Source organism: Polyangium jinanense (genome assembly GCF_028435265.1).
Classification (GTDB): domain Bacteria; phylum Myxococcota_A; class Polyangia; order Polyangiales; family Polyangiaceae; genus Polyangium; species Polyangium jinanense.
Genome location: NZ_JAGTJK010000106.1, coordinates 1 through 17,695, shown reverse-complemented (window position 1 = coordinate 17,695; position 17,695 = coordinate 1). Strand labels below are relative to the sequence as shown.

Sequence of the window (17,695 nt, the reverse complement as noted above, 5' to 3'; positions counted from 1 at the left end):
CGCGGGGGCTGTTCGCCCCTCGACCCGAACCAGGGCAAGCCCTGGACCATTTGGGGAAGAACTGCGCGATGCGCAGTTCTTCCCACAGGCCGGTGCAAGACCGCGAAGGAGCGTTGCACGCTGGCGACGGGCACGTTGCCCGTTGAATCGTCAGCGCCGCGGTCTTGATGGGCAGGGTCGTCGTTGGTCTTGACCCGGCTCGTTCGATGAACTGCGCATCGCGCAGTTCATCGACCCCGGGTCCAGCGCTTGCGCTGGTCCGGGTCCAGGGGTGGACAACCCCTGGTGGGGCCTGGGGCAAAGCCCCAGCGCAGCGCCTCCCAGATGAGACCAATGCTCAGGCGTCAAGGCACAGCGAGGGGAGGGCCCCACGGAAAAATCACTGGATCGCGAGGGCCGAATGGAAGGATGCTACGTGCGCGCATGCGGAACACGCAACTTCCCCTCCTGCTCCTCCTGTTCACCGCCGCCTGCGGGGCCTCGTCCGAGGCCGCGAAAGAGCCGGCCACGCCCGCCTCCGGTTCGTCCTCGGGCAGCACCGACGAGGTCGCGGAGCCCTCGGCGGCGAACGAAAACGTCCTCTCCTTCGGGTGGAAGGTGCCTTGCCGCGTGCCCGTCGAGCGCGTCTCGGAGAAGAAGGGCAAGGGCGCGAAAATGCGCTTTTTCGTCGCGGCCCGTCCCATGAAGGACGGCAAGATCGAGGTCCGCGTCGAGGACACCAAGTTCCTCGTGATCGACGGCGAGGACGCCACCACGCCCGAGGTGCAGGAAAAGCTCGCCCCCGTGCTCCCGCTCCTCAGCATGCCCGTGCCCATGATCATTTCGCCCGAGGGCGAGTACCTCGAGGCCCGTGGGCTCGATCAGATGATCAAGCGCATGCTCGCCACGCCGGCGATCGCCAACAACCCGAAGCTCTCGACGTTCATGGAGCAGGCGCTCCGCTCGCCGCAGATGCAGGCGCAGCTCGCCTCGGCCGCGGGCGACTCCTGGAATGCCTGGGTCGGCGCGTGGATCGGGCTCCCGAATGCGCCGGGCGAGGTCGTCGAGGCCGACGACCAGGTCCCCGCCGGCGCGGAGACGATTCCCGTGCGCCTGCGTTTCGAGCACCACGGCAAAGTCCAGGAGGACGACGCGCTCGTCCGGGTCTCGATCACGCAGACCCTCCAGGGGGAAAAAGCGGCCCAGGGCCTCGCCAGCCTCATCCGCGAGATGGCCGGGCCCCATTTCCCCAAAGACATGCCCATCGAAAATATCCGCCGCATCACGCGCACCGAAGCGGAGACCGACCCGCGCACGCTAAAGCCCCGCCACGTGCGGTTCGAGCAGACCGTCGACATGACCATGGGTGGAAAATCGCAGAAGAGCCGTGAGTACAAGGACGACACGTTCGACTGGTCCCGCGCCGAGGGCTGCCGCTGACCCCTGCCGTCCCCCCGGCCGCCGTGATAAAAAGCGGCATGCGAAACGACGGGAAACTCTCCGCAATCCTCCTCACGGCCGCCTTTGGTGCCGCCGGGTGCACGGCCGAGGAACGGCAGTTCGCGAACATCTGCGACACGGCGATCCTCTGTGACGACTTCGAATCGGGCGGCACGGGCGACAAACCCGGAGGCAAGTGGCGCACCGTCGAGGTGGGCGGGTCCGTCGTCGTCTCCTCGGAGAATGCCCGGAGCGGCTCGCGCGCCGTGAAGATCACGGCGGCCGCGACCAGCATGAACGCCGATTTTCGGACCGTGATGCTCGCGCTCGACGACACCTCGGTGCTCCCCCCGGAGGGCAACGTGCTTTATGGCCGGGCGATGATGTTCATCGAATCCGTGCCCATGCAAGCGGGGGGCGTGGGGCTCGTGACGGGGCAGGGACGCGTACCCGGACAGACCTACAAGGCTTATTACCGTTATGGCGTGCACCACCCCATCATCGACGAGGGGACGGGAGCGTTCCTCGGCAGTCAGCTCACGGCGTTCTACGACACGCCCGAGTATTACGAAGATCCGATGAGCGCCCCTCACACGGCGTGCTGGGCCCACTCGCACGAGGTGGCCATACCCGTGGGGCGGTGGGCGTGCTTCGAATGGAAGTTCGACGGGCAAAACAACGCGATGCAGCTCTCCGTCGACGGGTATGGCGTGCCCGGCCTCGCCGTGAAGGAGACCGGGGACGGCTGTACGAACCCGGATACGCCGACGGCTCCCTGGGTGGCGCCGCTCTTCTCCGAGCTCTACCTGGGGTGGGAGTCCTATCTGCCGGACGAGGCGCGCGCGATCTGGATCGACGACGTCGTCCTCGCCACGCGGCCGATCGGTTGTCCCGAATGAACGTTACTTCTTGCCCTTGAACGTCCAGTCGTAGGAGATGACCGTCGCCTCGTTCTTCGTGGTGCCCGTGACCTCCATCGAGAGGGCGCCCGTGTCGTCGAAGTTCAGCGTCGCCGAGAGGGGGAGCTTGCCTTCCCAGTTCGCCACTTTGACGTCACACGTGTTTTTCACGACGACGAGCTTCGGCGTCGACGCCTCGCCCTTCATCTCGCAGGACGCGAATTTCACGACGTAGCCGTTCCCGTCCTTCGAGACCGTCACGGTCGCGTCGGGCACCTTGCGCGGCGGCGACTCGTTCTTGGCGACTTCCGCCGTCTGCGCGACGGCGATCTTCATCGTCCCGGACTCCGTGGCCTCGCCTTTGTACGTGCCCGAATAGTCCGTGCCACAGCCGGCCACGCCAAGGGTCCCCACCGCGAGAAAACCGAAGAGATAGTGGTGTTTCATCGTGCCTCGTTCGATGCACCGAAGACCCAAGCACGGCGCGTGCCGGGCTCGCGCGTCGCCCTACATACACCAAACGGCCCGGATTTTCATCGGTCCATGGACGTCGCCGGTCGACACGGCGCAAGGCGCGCGCGGAGGCGCAGGAGATGCGCCGCGGCCGTGCCCTTCGTCGTTGAGTCGGGCGCGCGCGATCTGGTAGGTACACGGGTGTGAGCTTCAAGGAATACGACGACCACGACGCTCTGGGTCTCGCCGCGCTCGTGAAGAAAGGGGAGGTGAGCCCCGCCGAGTTGCTCGAGGAGGCGATCACGCGTGCCGAACGCGTGAACGGGCGGCTCAACGCGATCGTGATCGGCATGCACGTCATCGCGCGCGAGCGGGCGCGCGGCGAGCTGCCCGACGGCCCCTTCCGCGGCGTGCCTTTCCTCATGAAGGACATGGCCTCCGCTTATGCCGGCGTGCCGCTTCAGGCCGCGAGCCGCCTCTATCGTGGAAATGTCCCTGCCCACCACGCCGAGCTCACCGAGCGATTCCTGCGCGCCGGCCTCGTCGTGTTCGGCAAGACGAACTCCCCCGAGTTCGGCATCCTGCCGACGACCGAGCCCGAGCTTTATGGCCCCACGCACAATCCCTGGCGCCTCGGCTACTCGCCGGGCGGATCGAGCGGCGGCGCGGCGGCGGCCGTCGCGGCGGGGATCGTGCCCATGGCGCACGGCGGTGACGGCGGCGGATCGATTCGTATTCCGGCCGCGTGTTGTGGCCTCTTCGGCTTCAAGCCCACGCGCGCGCGCACGCCGGTCGGCCCCGACGTGAGCGAGAGCTTTTACGGGTTCGCCACCGAGCACGTCCTTTCCCGCACCGTGCGCGACAGCGCGGCCGCGCTCGACGCGACGGCCGGGCCCGAGTCGACCGCGATGTACCACGCGCCCGCGCCGTACCACGGTTTTTTGGATGCGCTCGGCGCGCCCCCCGAAAAACTCCGCATTGCCTTCACGACCGAGCCGCTCCTCCACGGCGCGGACCCCCACCCGGACAACCGGCGCGCCGTCGAGGAAACGGCAAAACTGCTCGAAAAGCTCGGGCATCACGTGGAACCGGCGCGGCCGCGCTTCGACGCGCGCGAGTTCGCGAAGGGGTTTTTCCTGCATTTCAGCGCGCTCGTCGCCGCCGAGATCCGCGCGTCGGAGGACTTCCTCGGCCGCCCGGCGCGGCGCGAGGATGTCGAGCGGACGACGTGGCTCTTGAACCTCGTCGGCCGGAGCACGGACGCGGGGACGTTCGTGTATTACCGGCGCAAGCTCTTCGAAGTGCAGCGCGCCGTGGCCGGGTTTTTTCAGGAATACGACGTCCTGCTCACGCCGACGATCGGCAGGCCGCCCGTGCCGCACGGGACCTTGCTCGCGAAGGGCCTGGAGGAGGTGATGCAAGAGCTCGTGGCGCGGCTCGATCGCCCGGAGCTTTTGCGGCTGCCGCGGCTGCTCGACATGGCCGTGGAGCGCGCGTATGCGTTTTCGCCGTTCACGCCGGTCTTCAACGTGACGGGGCAGCCTTCGGCGAGCGTGCCGCTCCACTGGAATGCGGAGGGTTTGCCCATCGGGACCATGCTCACGGCGCGCTTCGGGGAGGACGCGCGTCTCTTCCGGCTCTGCGCGCAGATCGAAGAGGTCCAATCCTTCCGCGCCCGTCGCCCGCCCGTTCACGCTTCCGCGTCCCCGGGGCTCTCGTGACGTGATTCCGAGCCGGCGTCCTCCCTGCCCGGCGGATCAGTCGTCGCCGGGCGTGAAGAGGATGGGATACGAGACCGTGGTCTCCTTCGTCGCCGCGGGGAAAACGAAGCCCTGGGCAGCGTCGCGCATGCAAGCCTCCATCGGCTGCGTCGCGGCCGATTCCGCCGTGGCCTTCAGGGTCGTCATGTGCCCGTCGGTGCCCACCTTGAAATCGAGGATGATGCGACCCGACGCCGCCGGATTCGTCTGGAGGACCGCCTCGTAACAAGGCCGGAACGAGGAAAAACCTCCGCGCACGACGGCCTGGATCTCCTCGGCTTCGAGCGACTCCGGCACCTCGACGCTCGTGGCCTCGAGCGGGAGTTCGTCCATGCCGGCGAGCGTGGTCTCGACGTTGTCGAGCTGGGCGAAGCGCGGGGCCGCGACGAGGATCACGGGCGGCGCGCCCTCGCGCTTCTTCGCGGCCACGAGCCCCTTGCCCTTCGCGAGCCGCGCCTTGATCTCGGCCGAAGGTAGCGGCAGCTCCGCGTCGTATCGCGCGGGGATCTCGCCCCCTTCGAGATCGTAATAATAAACGACGAGCGAGGTGGCGAGCTCGGCGCGGGCGCGGACGATGCCGACCCACGAGGTCTCGCGGTTCGTGTTGCTGTCGACGTTCACCTCGCACGTCGAGCACGTCTTCTCCTTTTCGGCGCGGATCGCGCCGCCCACGTTGAACGTGCCGATTCGATCACTCGAGAAGTTGCGGTCGCCGCCGAACGCGAGGACCCGCACGCGATAACGGCCGCCCGCGTCGGGCGGGAAAAACTTCGCGAGCTGGGTCGCGAAGATCGAGACCGGAGGCTCGGCCGGGGTGAGGCGGCGCTTCGGCGTGTCCTCGCTGCCCGTGAGCAGCTTGCGGAGGCGTTTTTCCGCCTCGGCGGACAGCGCCCATTCCCGATCGCCCGCGTGCGCGGCGAGGAGGTTTTCGACGGCCGTGATTGCGCCTTCCGCGTCGCCCGTCGCTTCGAGGGCGCGGCTGCGGACGAGCGTGGCCTCGTCGCGCTCGGTCGCGGTGGCGGCAGGATGCGCGAGCGCGAGATCGATCTCGGCGAGCGCCTGCTTCGCGTCCTCGCCGCGGTCGAGCGCGCGCGCGACCCGCTCGATACGCAGCGCGACGGACGCCTCGCCCGAGGGCGCCGCCTGAATGGCCGGCGCCTCGGTGCCCTCGGTGTTTTCACCCGCGCAACCGAGCACGAACGTCGAAGCCAGGGACACGAGAACGAAACCACGGCCGAATTGCTTCATCATGATCGGATCCTCCGTTATGGCTGCCATCGCGGCGCCGTCTGGAGACCACTATGCGGCGCGTTCCTGTACGAAATTTCTCTGCCATGTCACCGTTCGGTCACCGGGCGCGGGTCAGTCGCCTCCAGAGCTCGGGGCGCGGGTGAAGCGGTAGCCGGCGCCGCGCACGGTGACGAGGTGGCGAGGGTTCTTCGGGTCGTCCTCGATCTTGGCGCGGAGGCGGTTGATGAAGTTGTCGACGGTGCGATCCGTGCCGAAGTAGTCGGCGCCCCAGACGGCATCGAGGATACGCTGGCGCGGGAGGAGCGTGCCCTCGTGGCGCAGGAAGTAGCGGAGCAGGCGCATTTCGAGCGCGGTCGTCTCGAGCGACTGGCCGCCGCGGCTCAAGGTATGAGCGCGGAAATCGGCGGTGACGTCGCCGATCTGGATGACCTCGGTCTCGGCCTCGACGCGCCTGCGCCGCCGGAGGGCCGCGTCGATGCGCGCGCAGAGCTCGGCCACGCCGAACGGTTTTACGATGTAATCATCGGCGCCGAGGCGCAGGCCGCGGACCTTGTCGGGCTCCTCGCCTTTGGCCGTGACCATGAGAATGGGGACCTCGGGATCCGCCTCGCGGAGGCGCTGGCAAACCTCGAAGCCATTCATGCCGGGGAGCATCACGTCGAGCAGGACGAGATCGGGCTTTTGCGCGAGCGCGGCTTCGAGTCCGTCCTTGCCGGTGCCCGCGACCTCGACGCGGAACCCCTCGGATCGCAGTGTCTTTGTCATGGCGAGGCGCAGGCCGAGATCGTCCTCGACGAGGAGAATGGTCTCCTGCCGCCCCGCAGAACTCTTCGTGCTCATGCTTTCCTCCCTGGAAATACCAAAACAAATGCCGCGCCGCGACCGGGCTCGCTCTCCACGCGCGCCGTCCCGCCGTGCGCGCGCATCACGTGTCGGACCAGCGAGAGGCCGAGGCCGCTGCCCTCGGTTTCCCGGCTCAGTTTGTCGTCGAGCCGCTCGAAGGGCTCGAAGATACGCTTCTGATCACGCCGTGAAATCCCGGAGCCCCGGTCCTCGACGCGGATCGTGATGCTCTCGTCCGCGCGTCGCAAGACGACCCGATAGGGCGTGCCGTCGGGCGCGTATTTGCGCGCATTGTCGAGCAGGTTGTCGAGGGCGAGGCGGACGAGCCCTGGATCGACGTGCGCAGGGGCCGGGGTGTCCATGGTGCGCTCGATCGCGGGAACATCGGGGAATCGCTCCTCGAAGGCGAGGATGGCCTCGTCCGCGACGGCCGCGAGATCGGCCTCCGCGCGCACCGCGGCGAGCCGGCCTTTGGCCATACGGCCAAGCGAGAGCATGCGCTCGACCGTGTCGCCGAGCCTCTTCGACTCGCGCGCGAGTGCCTCGAAGACCTCGTGTTGCTCCTCGGGCTCGACACGACCGCCTTCGAGCAGCTCGGCGAGCATGCGGACGGAGGAGACCGGCGTGCGCAGCTCGTGCGAGACGGCGGAGACGAAATCGACCCGAAGCTCGCTCGTGCGCCGCGCTGCCCGCATGCGCGCCCATAACAAGGCGAGGAGGCCGAGCGAGACGACGACGGCGCCCGCGCCAATCGCGGCGAGGACGCGGCGGCTCCGCGCGGCGCGCCGGTCGATGGCCGTGCGATCGGCAGGGACGACGTGCATGGCGAGGCCGGGCGTGAGGAGGGTCGTGCCGCGAAGGTCGCCGAACGAGGCGACGGTCGGCGCGAATTGCGCGCGTTCGCCGGCGGGCATGGCGGGAAAACCCGCGTCGAGGGAGGCCGCGAGAGAATCGCCGTGCACGACGAGGCCCGCGAGCCGGCCGTCGTCGAGGGCGCGGAGAACGAAGATGGCGCCCGGCGCGCGAAACCGCAGCATGCCAGCGCGATCGGGGCCGCCGCGCAGGGCCACCGCGGCCTCCTCGCTGCGCAAAGCGTCGAGGATGCGGCCACGCGTGGAGGGAGAACCCTTCAATGCGAGGAGCGCGCGGGCGCGCAAGGGTTCGCCGAGGGCCATGGCCGTGGTGAGCTCCTCGCGTGTCGCCTCGCGCTCCCCGGACGAGAGCGACGCCGCATGGCCCTCGATCCAGGCGACGAGGGCCGGAGCTTCGCTCTCCGAGAGATGGGAGAGCGCGACGATGGGATAGAGGAATCGCCCGCCGGCGCCGCGAACGTCTGGACACACGGTAAGCAGCTCGTTACGGGCAGCTTTTCGTGTGTCCGGGTTTTTCGAAGTGGTGAACGTGGCCGCGAGGGTGTTGCAATGGTCCGTCGAGGCCTTCGGGGGGGCGCTCGCGGGCGGCGCAGCCGGCAGGGCGAGGGCGCGGTCGCGATCGAGCAGCAAGGGCGCCGCAAAGGGCGGGGCGAGGCCGGCGAGGGTCTGCTCCGCGTCGCGGAGCTCGGGGCCGAAGCGCGCGGCGGCAAGGGCCGCGTCGGCCTCCGCGAGGCCCTGCTCGACGCGGAGGCGGAGGCGTTCGGCGCTGAAGTCGAGCGCGCTCTGGGCCTCGCGCCGCTGCGCCGCCTCCTCGCCCTCCATCGCGCGCAGGCCGAGGACGCCCACCGCGATCGAAGGCAGGAGCGCGAGCGTCACGAAGAGGAGGAGATCCCTGAGGCGCGCGGCGCGTTCGGTCAACACGAGGGAGAGGTTCGCATGGAAATGTCACCGCCATGTCACGGCATGCGCGGCGGATGCAAAGTGGGAGGCGCTGCGCTGGGGCGTTGCCCCAGGCCCCAGCAGGGGCTGTCCGCCCCTGCACCCGGACCAGCGCAAGCGCTGGACCCGGGGTCGATGAACTGCGCGATGCGCAGTTCATCGAACAGGCCAGGTCAAGGTCAACGACGAGCCTGCCCATCAAGACCGCGGCGCTGACGATTCAACAGGCAACGTGCTCGTCGCCAGCGTGCAACGCACCTTCCTGGTCTTGCCACCGGCCTGTTGGAAGAACTGCGCAACGCGCAGTTCTTCCACGAACGGTCCAGGGCTTGCCCTGGTTCGGGTCGAGGGGCGAACAGCCCCCGCGGGGTCCGGGGCAGCGCCCCGGCGCGACGCCTCGCGATGAGACCAATGTTCAGCGCCAGGCCCTCGGGCGGGGGAAAGCGCGGCGGGGCGCCTATCCCCCGAGGATCGCACGCCGCGCCGTGGGGAAATCTTCGCCGGCCGCGCCGCGGCGGGCTGCGACGGCCTCGGCGAGGAGGCCCTGTGCGACGAACGCCTCGACATCCGCGAGCGTGGCTCCCTCCGTGGGGGCGAACTTCAGGAAATACGGTTTGTCTCCGGTCCTCACGCCCGCCTCGGCGCGCTCGATCACGTGGCGCAAGAGGGCGAGGGCGTCCTTGGGGAGGCCCCGCCCCCCGATTTTCTCGAATGCTTCGGTCCAGTCGAGATCGGACGAACCGCGGAGTTTGTCGAAGATCAATTCGTAGGCGCCCGCGAGGTCCGGAGCCCAGCCGACCGCGTCGATCGCGGCGTCGAGCACATATTGATCAGAGTCGCTCGACACATGCATGAGCTCGGCTTGGGCGAAGCGGAGGCGTCCCTTCAGGGCGGGGTCCGTCACGACCAGGGATACGGCGAGAAACGTGGAGGCGTCGGCGCGCTCGATCGCGACCTCCTCGTTCACGGCGCGCGCGGCCCACGCGAGGAGCTCCGCGGGAAGATCGGGATTGTCGGAAAGCGCTGATTTGGCGGTTTTCTTTTCGTCGGCGTCGTCGTCGTTGCGGAGTCGATCGAGGAGAGATTGGGCGTCCATGGGGGCACGATACGCCAGACGGGGCCAGGGGGTCGAGAGCGTGCCTGGGTCTTGTGCCTCGGGCGGTAGAGCTGTAGGCTCTGCGACCATGGCCTCGGCCGACGAGATCCCCGCGTGGCTCAAGCTGCATCGCCGCCTCGTGTCCTTGCAGGACGGCGTGGGGGCCACGAACGCCATCGTCTGCGACCTGTCGGGCAGCCTGCTCTGCTATGGTCTGTCGAGGCGAGCGCCGAGCGACCTTCCGGTCCCCATGGAGGCCCTTGCGCTTCGGGGGACGGAGGCCGATCTGGAGCGCGAGCTATCCGCGCTCGGCGAGATGTTCGAGCGCGTGCTGCGAGCGCGCCCGCCCGGGAAGGACAGACCCGGCGCGCGCTTCACGGTCGCGCTGGCCGACGAAGAGCCGTTCGCCTACGCGCAATCGTTTGCCGGGGTCTATGTATTGCTGCTCTGGTTCAGCGGGCCGTTCACGCCGTTCCCGGTGGCCGCGCGGATCCGGTCCGCGTTGCCGGCGATCGAGGCGCTCACGGTGATGCTGCCGCCGCCCGAGGGGCCGAGTCGAGGGGCGATATCGATGCGGACAAGGGGGTGAGCGCCGCTTCCGTCATCGTGGCGCCGGGATGGTCAATCGAGCGGTATCAACGCGCCACCGCGGGCACGTAGATCGAGCAGGGCGGGGACGGTCTTGCTCGCGAGCTCCGCGGCTTGCTCGGCGTCTGCACCGTAGATCCGCTTCGTGCACGGCTCATCGAAGCCGGTGATGTCAACCACCGCCGCGAACATCTCTCCCTGCGGCTCGGGGGCGCTGATGGTCACCGTGATCGTTCGCGCGGCCCCGCCTTCCGGGGGTATCCATTGCAACTTCTGGGTTTGCATCGTTGGTCTTATTTTTTCTTGTCGCAGTCCCGCAGACACCGCGTGTAAATGGCGGGCGCCTCTTGATGACAGGCTCGCCTGTTCTCGGGAGGCGCCTTGTTGCACTTCATGGTGTTGCGCTCGTATTCCTTGTCACACTTGTCCTCGCATGGTGTACTGATACGTGCGTGCGAGACTGATCCGGCGCTGGAGAGCGCTACCACGCATACGAGTGCTGCAAGCAGTCGATTTTTCATACGGACACGTTCTCCAGACCCTGCGGGATGCCTTCCGTGTACCCCCAATGGATTCAACGGGCACTCTCGCACGATTGGAAGGAGTAGGGCTGCCTGGTATCACAGAGAAGCCGCTGGTCACGACAGCACGAACCGCACGCGGTACTTGCGTCTCGCAGCTTCTGTAGCAGTTGTCCCACGGCTCGTTGCACTCTTCAAGCAGTGGAGGTCCGCCATCGAAGGCATCGTATCGTTTCTGCTTTTCACGCGGACGGCAGCCCACGACCAAGACGTTCACGAGAACGGCGGCGACCAGGACGTGTCCCCACTTCATCGCTCACCCGCCGCCCCCTCGGGAGTCGGCAAGCGTGAGACGTCAATCTCGCCGGAGAGGAGGCGGGGGAGGAGGAGGTCACGCTGCTTGCGCAAGTTCTCGTTCTTCGCCGCCAGCACGTTGACAAGCTCGTCGTTTGCGTCCGCGATACGCACGAACTCGTCCTGGAGTCGGAGCGGCGGCACGTCGATCGGGATCCCGCGCAGAATCGATGTATTCAGGTTCGGCATCGTCGCGCCGACGGCGCGGCTTGCGATGAGGGAGACGATTTCGGGCTTCCCGAGGTACTGGTGCAGGTACCGGGAGCGCAGCGGTCCCCCGGGTAGGGTGATCCTCAGGCAACCGGTTCCGCAGAGCCAGCCGGCTTGCCTCTGGCGGATGAAGGCACGACGGCCGATGTCCCCTCGTCGGCCGTACACGATATCGCCCTCGGAAAGCTCATGGTGTGCCAACCTTTCGACGATGTCCTCCGGGATGCGGGCGATGTCGCTCGTATCGATCCTGCCCTCACGAAGGTTTTTAGGCATCACGACCGGTGTTCCCTCGGTCGTATAGTCCGATTCGTGGAGCTGGCTGCCGAACGGCCCGGTCCGGATGGTCCCGCCGGCCTCGTCTGCTATCTCCCCGAGGTCTCGACGTTTGGCTGCGGAACGTGCGTCCGCCTCGACGTGTCCGAACATCAGAGCTGTTTGCTGTTCCAGGAGCGTGATGCGCTTGGTGCTGTTCTCGATGAGGTCGTCGTAGGCGGCGAGGATGTTCGCGATTCGGTCCTGAACCCTGCGTGGAGGAACTGCAACTTCTGTTTGACCGATGAGCGTAGGACGAACGTTGGGCTGAGCTGCTCCGTATGCAACAGCCTCAATGTTCGTCCGCGTGCTTGGTGCGCGCAGGCAATAAAATAAATAGTCTAACGAAAGCTCACCTGGGCGGTGCAGCACGAAGCGACCAACTCGTTGATTCAGTAGGAGAGGTTGATGCGTGCGTACTCTTCCCACTTCACCGATGATGCCGCTCATCGTTATGAGAACGTCGCCGAAATGTAAGCGATATTCGTGAGCGCTGTCGGCAGTCTCCTCCGAGACATAGGAACAGCCGTCAAGGACAATGCTGCCCTCTTTGATGTTGCCTATTTTGACGACAGCCACCCCGTTTGATTGCCAATCGGCGCTCTTGAATGCGTAGCCGGAGCGAACGGATGCAAACTGCGCGATCTGTCGAAGAGGGTAGCTCATGAACACGTCTCCAGGAGCGCGGCAACGCTTTCCGCGATCCGCCCCTCCAACTCCCGCGCCTCCGCATGGAGCCGCTCTAGCTCCTCATTCAACTCCCCAAGCCTCTCTTTGAAATCGAACTCCTCCCCCGCCTTCTCCACCACCCCCACATACCGCCCCGGATTCAGGCTCCACCCCTGCGCCTCGATCTCCCCGATCGTCGCCACCTTGCACAGCCCCGCCACGTCGACGTACTTCCCTTTCGGGAAGTTCTCCTTCGTGAGCTTCCCGCCCCCGTGCAGGTTCTCCGCCTTCTCCCCACGCCACAGCCGCGCGATGTTCGCCAGCATCTCGATCTGCTCCGGCGTGAAGCCACGATGCGCCCGGTCCACCTGCCGGTACACGTGCCGCGCGTCGATGAAGAGCACCTTGTCCTTCCGCGCCCCCTTCGCCTTCCCCTTGTCCAGGAACCACAACGTCACCGGCAGTGTCACCGTGTAGAAAAAGTTCGGGCTCAGCGCCACGATCACGTCGACCGCGCCCGTCTCGACGAGCTTCCGCCGGATCTCGAGCTCGCTCCCCCGCGCGTCGCTCGCGCTGTTCGCCATCACGAACCCGGCCCGACCCTTCTCGCTGAGCGCGCTGTAGAAGAGCTGGATCCACAGGTAGTTCGCATTGTCGATCGTCGGCATCCCGAACGGGAACCGCTTTCGGTCGTCCTTCAGCCGCTCTTTGTCCACGGCATTCTGGTTGAACGGCGGGTTCGCCATCACGAAGTCGAACCGACCCTCCTGCTCGTGCACGTCCTCGTAATAGGTGTTCGCCTCCTTGATGTCCCCCGAGAGGGCATGCACCGCGAGGTTCATCCGCGCGAGCCGCAGCGTCGCCTGGATCTTCTCGATCCCGTACACCGAGATCTCGTCCGTCGGCCGCTTCTCGTGCGCCGAAACGAAGCTCGCGCTCTGCACGAACATCCCGCCCGACCCGCACGCAGGATCGTAAATGCGCCCGTGGTACGGCTCGACGATCTCCACGATGAGCCGCACCACCGAATACGGCGTGAAATACTCGCCGCCCTTCTGGAGCGTGCGCGGTGCGAAGTTGCCGAGGAAATATTCGTAAATCCGCCCGAAGACGTCGCCCTCCACGTCCTCGGGGATCGTGCTGAAGAGCTTCAGGAGCTCCTTCAATGTCTGCGCGTCGAAACGACCGTACGTCTTCGGCAAGACGTCCCGGAGGTCGTCGTTCTCCGCCTCGATCGCCTTCATCGCTTCGTTGATCGCCTTGCCGATGTCCGCGCCCTCCGGCAGCTCCAGAAGCCCGCGGAATCGCGCTTTCTCGGGCACGTAGACGAAGCCGCGGGCGTGAGCATCGTCCCGCCCGATGGCCCCACGTCGCCGCGCTTTGTCCGCGAGCTCCCGCTCGGCTTGCGCAAATCGGTGGTCGGCGTACTTGAGGAAGATCAGGGCGAGGACGGGCGTGGCGTACTCGGACGGCTGCAGCGCGGAGTTGGTCCAGAGCTGGTCGGCCGCGGCCCAGAGGCGCCTTTCGAAGTCGGCGGGGAGGGGCATCGGGCGGGTTGTACCGCAAGACGGGGGAAGGGGGTCGAGGGGATCGCGGCCAGGGCGGGGTCTTGTGCACCGAGGGCGGGGTCTTGTGCACCGAGGGCGGGGTCTTGTGCACCGAGGGCGGGGTCTTGTGCACCGAGGGCGGGGTCTTGTGCGCCGAGGGCGGGGTCTTGTGCGCGGAGGGCGGGGTCTTGTGCGCGGAGGGCGGGGTCTTGTGCGCGGAGGGCGGGGTCTTGTGCGCGGAGGGCGGGGTCTTGTGCGCCGAGGGCGGGGTGTTGTGCGCCGAGGGCGGGGTCTTGTGCGCGGAGGACACAGCCGCTCGCGCGGAGGACACAGCCGCTCGCGCGGAGGACACAGCCGCTCGCGCGGAGGACACAGCCGCTCGCGCGGAGGACACAGCCGCTCGCGCGGAGGACACAGCCGCTCGCGCGGAGGACACAGCCGCTCGCGCGGAGGACACAGCCGCTCGCGCGGAGGACACAGCCGCTCGCGCGGAGGACACAGCCGCTCGCGCGGAGGACACAGCCGCTTGCGCGGAGGACACAGCCGCTAGCGCGGAGGACACAGTCGCTCGCGCGGAGGACACAGTCGCTCGCGCGGAGGGCAGCGACGTGGAGCTCCGGACCGATGACCCGAGCGGTTGACGGCCATCCACATTCGCGTTTATCTGAACGAATGCAGCGCGTGAAACCGACCCCGCTCCCGCTCACGTCCCTCGTCATCCGCGCCGGGCAAGCCGCGGTGCTCACGGCGGCGCTCTTGCCGGGGTGCAGCGGTGATACGACGAGCGGAAGTGGCGACATCCCGCCTCAAGCTCCAGATCCGACGTCGAGCTCGACGGGGCCAGGCGGGGGAGGGGGCGCGGGTGGTGAGGGCGGCGTCATTCCGCCGCAGCCGGGACCGGGCGGCGGAGGGGGTGTCGGCGGAGAGGGCGGCGTGATCCCACCGCAGCCGGGACCGGGCGGCGGAGGGGGCGCCGGCGGAGCAGGCGGCGGAGGGGGCGACGGCGGAGCAGGCGGTGCCATTCCGCCTCAACCCAATCCGGCCGGCGGAGCGGGCGGCGCCATCCCGCCACAGCCCCCGCAGGCCAAGTAAGCCATCGCCGATGGGCGGCATCTCTCGGTTCAGGACGCGCGGCGTCCCTTCTCCGCAGGCAACCGCGAGGTCTCGACGAGCCGCGATCAGGCTCTCCGCCGACGCGCTCGATTGGATCGTGCTGAACCTCGCGCGCGGCGTCGCGCCCCGCGAGATCGTCGCGACGCTCTCCGGGGCAGGCCTCCCCGTGGCGGCGGTCAGGAACGCGCTCGACGAGATCGCGCATTCGCAGATCACGCCGGCCTATGTGCGCGCGGTCGACGAGCGCGCCCGAGCTCGCGAGATAGGTCGGCTCCCCGAGCTCGTCCGGCGAGATGCATGCGCGGTCGTGGAAGTCTCGCGATGTCCACCCGCCGACGTGTTCCATCGTCAGCACTGGATCGGCAATGCCCCTCTCGTCGTGCGAGGGTACGTGGAGCAATGGCCACGGCCCCCGCGCTTTCGCTTCGAGGAGCTCCGGCGGCGATTCGCCGATGTGGAGATCGAGGTCGCTCGGGGTCGAACCAAGCACGCGCGCCCCGACCTCGAATTCGCGGAGCTGCGGGCGAAGATGTCGTTCGGGGACTACCTCGATCTCGTCACCACCGCAGTCGACGACGACGTCTACCTCGTGGCGCGCAACCGGGCCTTCGAGGACACCACGATCGGGCAATTGATCGAGGAGTTCGAGCTGCCCCCCGATCTCTTCCCGCCGCCGCGCCGTGGAGCCGTCTCCTTCTGGCTCGGGCCCAAGGGCACGCACACGAAGCTGCACCACGACGGGACCAACAACTTCTTTTGCCAGATCCTCGGCAAGAAGCGGGTCGTCTTGGTGCCGCCCAGCGTGACGATGGTCGCGGATGCGGCCACGGGCTTTTACGCGTCGCATTCGAGCGACGAGGTTCGGCGCGCCCACCCGGAGCTCGTCCATGAAGTGGAGCTCGAACCGGGCGATGCGCTCTTCATCCCGGTTGGCTGGTGGCACGAGGTATGGAGCTTGTCGCCGAGCCTCTCGCTCGCCGTCGTGGGCTTTCGATGGCCGGGCAGCTACGATTATCGGCCAGGACGCCCATTACACCAGCGCGAATCGCTCGGTTGAGACGCTCGTCAGGGCGTGCCGCGTTTCAACCGCCGCAAAAGCTCCGAAAGGGCGTCGATGTCCGCATCCGTCGTCCGCCACGACGATACGCTCAGCCGGAATGCCGGCTGACCCCGCCAAACCGTCGGCCCGAACCAGGCCTCGCCCGACGCCTGGGCCGCTTCGCGGATCGCGATCGTCTCGGCGTCGCTGCCAGCCCGCAAGAGCACCTGATTCAGCACCACCCGATTGAGGACGTCGTAGCCCGCCTCGCGCAGGGACGCGGCGAGCCGCTGCGCCTGCGCGATGTGCCTGTCGATCAGGGCCGCCACGCCGTCCCGGCCGAGGCTCCGGAGCGCCGCCCAGATGGGCAGTCCTCGGGGACGGCGCGAGAACTCCATCGTCAGGTTCTTCTGCGCATCTCGCGAGGCCGTGGCATAAGCGGCGTCGCTGTTCATGGCGGCAGCGAGGGCGTCCGCGTCGCGGCAGATGGCCATGGCGCCGTCGTAGGGAGTGTTCAGCCATTTGTGGCCGTCGGTCGTCCAGCTATCGGCCCCCTCGACGCCCTTGGCGAGGTGAGCGTGGGACGAGGCGCGCGCCCAGAGCCCGAAGGCGCCATCCACGTGCACCCACGCGCCCGCAGCTTTGGCGCGGGGAATCAGGGCCTCGAAGGGATCGAACTCGCCGGTGTTCACCTCGCCGGCAGCGAGGCAAAGGATCGTGGCGTCGTCGAGGGGCGGCAGGCGATCCGGATCGATGCGACCAAACGCGTCCGTGGGCGCGACGAGCAGGCGGCGCATCCCGAAGCCCAGGATTCGCAGGGCCTTTTTCACGGTGACGTGCACGGTCTCGGAGACCACGACCTTGATCTCGGGGGCGCCGAGAAGGCCGTCGGCGTCGAAGTCCCAGCCCTTGCGCGCGAGGAGTCGGCGACGCGCCGCCGAGACGCAAGCAAGGGTGCAGGCCGTGGCGCTGGTCCCGAACCCCACGGCGCTCTCCGGGGGCAGGCCGAGCGCCTCGAGCACCCAGCGGCCCGCGATCCGCTCCAGGGTCGCAGCGATGGGCGAGTTGTCGAACGACGAGGCGCACTGGTCCCAAGCCAGCATCAGCCGCTCGGCAGCGGCCGCAGCGGGAAGCGCCGCGCCGACGACGAAGCCGAAATAACGCGGGCCGTTGGAGACCACCGTGGCCGGCGAGCCCAGCTCGTCGAGCCGTCGCAGCGTCTCCGCCGCATCCCGGCCATGATCCGGCAGGGGCTCTTCGAAGGCAGAGAGGGCACGGAGCGCCTCGGCGTCAGGGAACACGCGCCTCTCGTTCACGCCCGCGAGGTAGGCGTGGGCGCGGCGATCCGCTTCCTCGATCAGGGTCGGTTCATCCATGCGCAGAACTCTCCGAGGGAGGATGCAAGATCCTCGAAGGCTTCGCAGGCACGCCCGGCAGGATTCGAACGTGCGCCCCGCGGCTTAGAAGGTCGTGATTTGTGACCCAAGGAGGTTACCGACCGTCGCACCGAACGCAAGGCACGCCGCAAACCGCCGCGCCGGGGCGCTGCCCCGGACCCCGCGGGGGCTATTCGCCCCTCGACCCGAACCAGGGCCTGAGCATTGGTCCCATCTCCGATCGGTACATTCCCCCCCTCTGACGACATTTACCGAGTGAGATGTTGGATGCAGGGGCAGCCTTGTCGGCGGAAGCGTGGGCGGAGGAGGAGTTCGGGCATGCGGACCTTGGAGACAAGCGCCGGACCCGGCGACTGACGCGCATGGCCGCGCAGGCGGCGCTGTTTCCCTCGGGGAAGGTGAGTGAGGTT

Annotated in this window: 16 protein-coding genes; 7 read left to right on the top strand and 9 right to left on the bottom strand. The window is 67.8% G+C overall.

The features are described from left to right. The first annotated feature begins 423 nt into the window (after positions 1 to 423). Together KEG38_RS53450 and KEG38_RS53445 are read left to right on the top strand one after the other, a co-directional pair. The gene (locus KEG38_RS53450; protein WP_272428793.1) at positions 424 to 1,419 is read left to right on the top strand and encodes a hypothetical protein; all 996 of its coding nucleotides are present in this window, start codon (positions 424 to 426) and stop codon (positions 1,417 to 1,419) included. A 38-nt stretch (positions 1,420 to 1,457) separates the two neighbouring features. Continuing rightward, positions 1,458 to 2,318: a hypothetical protein gene (locus KEG38_RS53445; RefSeq protein ID WP_272428791.1), complete on the top strand. Its 861-nt coding sequence runs from the start codon at positions 1,458 to 1,460 to the stop codon at positions 2,316 to 2,318. A gap of 3 nt (positions 2,319 to 2,321) precedes the next feature. Here the strand turns inward: KEG38_RS53445 and KEG38_RS53440 are convergent, their stop codons facing one another. Continuing rightward, positions 2,322 to 2,765: a hypothetical protein gene (locus KEG38_RS53440; RefSeq protein ID WP_272428790.1), complete on the bottom strand. Its 444-nt coding sequence runs from the start codon at positions 2,763 to 2,765 to the stop codon at positions 2,322 to 2,324. 209 nt (positions 2,766 to 2,974) lie between these two features. On the opposite strand from KEG38_RS53440, the gene KEG38_RS53435 reads away from it, so the two are divergent. After that, on the top strand, positions 2,975 to 4,492 hold the full coding sequence (locus KEG38_RS53435; RefSeq protein WP_272428788.1) for an amidase: 1,518 nt from the start codon (positions 2,975 to 2,977) through the stop codon (positions 4,490 to 4,492). Between the two features lie 36 nt (positions 4,493 to 4,528). On the opposite strand, the gene KEG38_RS53430 is transcribed toward KEG38_RS53435, so the two are convergent. The 4 genes from KEG38_RS53430 to KEG38_RS53415 form a co-directional block, all read right to left on the bottom strand. Further along, on the bottom strand, positions 4,529 to 5,782 hold the full coding sequence (locus KEG38_RS53430; RefSeq protein WP_272428786.1) for an AgmX/PglI C-terminal domain-containing protein: 1,254 nt from the start codon (positions 5,780 to 5,782) through the stop codon (positions 4,529 to 4,531). Between the two features lie 111 nt (positions 5,783 to 5,893). Further along, on the bottom strand, positions 5,894 to 6,622 hold the full coding sequence (locus KEG38_RS53425; RefSeq protein ID WP_272428784.1) for a response regulator transcription factor: 729 nt from the start codon (positions 6,620 to 6,622) through the stop codon (positions 5,894 to 5,896). Next, positions 6,619 to 8,418, bottom strand: coding sequence for a sensor histidine kinase (locus KEG38_RS53420; protein ID WP_272428783.1), 1,800 nt, complete (start codon positions 8,416 to 8,418; stop codon positions 6,619 to 6,621). The genes KEG38_RS53425 and KEG38_RS53420 overlap by 4 nt, the downstream gene beginning before the upstream one ends. Before the next feature lie 475 nt (positions 8,419 to 8,893). Continuing rightward, the gene (locus KEG38_RS53415; RefSeq protein WP_272428782.1) at positions 8,894 to 9,532 is read right to left on the bottom strand and encodes a hypothetical protein; all 639 of its coding nucleotides are present in this window, start codon (positions 9,530 to 9,532) and stop codon (positions 8,894 to 8,896) included. Positions 9,533 to 9,620: 88 nt separating this feature from the next. Between KEG38_RS53415 and KEG38_RS53410 the strand changes: the two genes are divergently transcribed. Beyond that, a complete protein-coding gene (locus KEG38_RS53410; RefSeq protein ID WP_272428780.1) occupies positions 9,621 to 10,121 on the top strand; it encodes a hypothetical protein in 501 nt (166 codons plus the stop codon). A 32-nt stretch (positions 10,122 to 10,153) separates the two neighbouring features. Here the strand turns inward: KEG38_RS53410 and KEG38_RS53405 are convergent, their stop codons facing one another. The 3 genes from KEG38_RS53405 to KEG38_RS53395 form a co-directional block, all read right to left on the bottom strand. Further along, entirely contained in the window at positions 10,154 to 10,405 is a 252-nt protein-coding gene (locus KEG38_RS53405; RefSeq protein WP_272428779.1) for a DUF6968 family protein, read from the bottom strand. A 545-nt stretch (positions 10,406 to 10,950) separates the two neighbouring features. Then, a complete protein-coding gene (locus tag KEG38_RS53400; RefSeq protein WP_272428778.1) occupies positions 10,951 to 12,186 on the bottom strand; it encodes a restriction endonuclease subunit S in 1,236 nt (411 codons plus the stop codon). Further along, positions 12,183 to 13,736: a type I restriction-modification system subunit M gene (locus tag KEG38_RS53395; protein ID WP_272428777.1), complete on the bottom strand. Its 1,554-nt coding sequence runs from the start codon at positions 13,734 to 13,736 to the stop codon at positions 12,183 to 12,185. Before KEG38_RS53395 ends, KEG38_RS53400 begins: the two co-directional genes overlap by 4 nt. A gap of 681 nt (positions 13,737 to 14,417) precedes the next feature. On the opposite strand from KEG38_RS53395, the gene KEG38_RS53390 reads away from it, so the two are divergent. Next, complete coding sequence (locus tag KEG38_RS53390) at positions 14,418 to 14,828, top strand: hypothetical protein (protein ID WP_272428776.1); 411 nt, start codon at positions 14,418 to 14,420, stop codon at positions 14,826 to 14,828. Between the two features lie 10 nt (positions 14,829 to 14,838). Beyond that, positions 14,839 to 15,906 carry a cupin-like domain-containing protein gene (locus KEG38_RS53385; protein ID WP_272428774.1) on the top strand — a complete coding sequence of 356 codons (1,068 nt, stop codon included), beginning with the start codon at positions 14,839 to 14,841 and terminating at the stop codon, positions 15,904 to 15,906. Between the two features lie 8 nt (positions 15,907 to 15,914). Here the strand turns inward: KEG38_RS53385 and KEG38_RS53380 are convergent, their stop codons facing one another. Continuing rightward, positions 15,915 to 17,264: a pyridoxal phosphate-dependent decarboxylase family protein gene (locus tag KEG38_RS53380; protein ID WP_272428772.1), complete on the bottom strand. Its 1,350-nt coding sequence runs from the start codon at positions 17,262 to 17,264 to the stop codon at positions 15,915 to 15,917. A 281-nt stretch (positions 17,265 to 17,545) separates the two neighbouring features. On the opposite strand from KEG38_RS53380, the gene KEG38_RS56330 reads away from it, so the two are divergent. Further along, the coding region (locus KEG38_RS56330) for an IS4/Tn5 family transposase DNA-binding protein (RefSeq protein WP_372518250.1) at positions 17,546 to 17,695 on the top strand (150 nt) is incomplete at its 3' end.